Source organism: Acinetobacter sp. YH16053 (genome assembly GCF_013417035.1).
Lineage (GTDB): Bacteria > Pseudomonadota > Gammaproteobacteria > Pseudomonadales > Moraxellaceae > Acinetobacter > Acinetobacter towneri.
The window spans coordinates 1-1,021 of sequence record NZ_VPEP01000165.1 but is presented as its reverse complement, the minus strand read 5'-3'; the positions used below and the strand labels follow the sequence as shown (position 1 = coordinate 1,021).

General features: G+C 50.7%; 1 protein-coding gene. It reads left to right on the top strand.

Features of this window, described 5'->3' with window-relative positions; translation table 11 throughout:
• Nucleotides 1-1,021: ATP-binding cassette domain-containing protein (locus tag FTV43_RS15850; protein WP_179995874.1), on the top strand; the 1,021-nt coding region annotated here is incomplete at both ends.

The following is a 1,021-nucleotide window of genomic DNA, read 5'->3' as shown; positions in this document are numbered from 1 at the left end:
ACTACTCGACCTTCGAGCGCACCCGCAGTGAACGTCTGGCGCAGCAGCAACAGGCTTATGAAAAGCAGCTGGAAACCCGCGCACATCTGCAAAAATATATTGACCGTTTTAAAGCGAAAGCCACCAAAGCCAAGCAGGCACAGAGCCGGATCAAACAGCTGGAGCGTATGCAGGAACTGTCTGCTGCCCATGTTGATACACCATTTACCTTCAGTTTCCGTGAACCGACCAAAATGAGTTCGCCTTTATTGCAACTGGAACATGCCGATATTGGTTATGGTGACAAGCTGATTGTCACCAATGTCAATTTACAGATCACGCCAAGCAGCCGGATTGGTTTGCTCGGGATGAATGGTGCCGGTAAATCCACCCTGATTAAATCGCTGGTCGGTGATTTAAAATTGCTTCAGGGTCTGCGTAAAGATTCAGAACTGCTCAATATTGGCTACTTTGCCCAACACCAAATGGATGCACTGGATGGCAATGCCAGCCCGATGTTACAGCTGGCCCGTATTGCCGATAAAAAAATCAGTGAAGCCAGCCTGCGTTCTTTCCTGGGCAGTTTTGGTTTTAGCGGCGAACGCATGGATACGCCAAGTGAAAGTTTCTCAGGCGGTGAACGTGCCCGTCTGGCTCTGGCATTGATTGTCTGGCAGCGTCCAAACGTGTTGATTCTGGATGAGCCGACCAACCATTTAGATCTGGATATGCGTCATGCATTGACCATGGCCTTGCAGGATTTTGAAGGTGCTGTGGTGCTGGTATCGCATGAGCGCCAGCTGATTGCCAGTGTCTGTGATGAATTGCTGCTGGTACATAATGGTCAATGCCGTGAATTTGACGGTGATCTGACCGCTTATGCCGACTGGTTACGTCAGGCCCGCATTGAGATGATCAAAAACGGGCAGAAGCCAGCCGAGCCGGTGAAATCTCAGGTCGAAGTCAAAGCAACCATTTCCAGACTGGACAAAGAAGCACAGCGTAAGGAAGCGGCACGCCAGCGGGAACTGAGCCGCCCGAT